This window comes from Sedimentibacter sp. B4 (assembly GCF_000309315.1).
Taxonomy (GTDB): domain Bacteria; phylum Bacillota; class Clostridia; order Tissierellales; family Sedimentibacteraceae; genus Sedimentibacter; species Sedimentibacter saalensis.
This window is the reverse complement of the sequence record NZ_CANG01001067.1, coordinates 1-215: the sequence shown is the minus strand read 5'-3', so window position 1 is coordinate 215 and position 215 is coordinate 1. Positions and strand designations below refer to the sequence as shown.

1 pseudogene is annotated in these 215 nt (G+C 66.0%); it reads left to right on the top strand.

The window, feature by feature from the left end:
* A pseudogene (locus BN358_RS27270) lies at positions 1–215 on the top strand (ABC transporter permease); the annotation flags it as partial.

The window sequence follows — 215 nt, the reverse complement described above, 5'->3', positions numbered from 1 at the left end:
CGGGATCAACGTGTGGTGGACCGGCTCCAAGCGGATCAACGCCTCCGACATGCCCGCGGGTTCCTCGACCTCGGCACCCAGCAGTTCCTCACGATCCCCGTCCTGACCATCCTCGCCGTCGTGATCCTCGTCGTCGTGGCGTGGTACATGGCCAACACCCGCGGTGGGCGCGAGTTCTACGCGATCGGTTCCGATCCCGATGCCGCCGAGCTGTA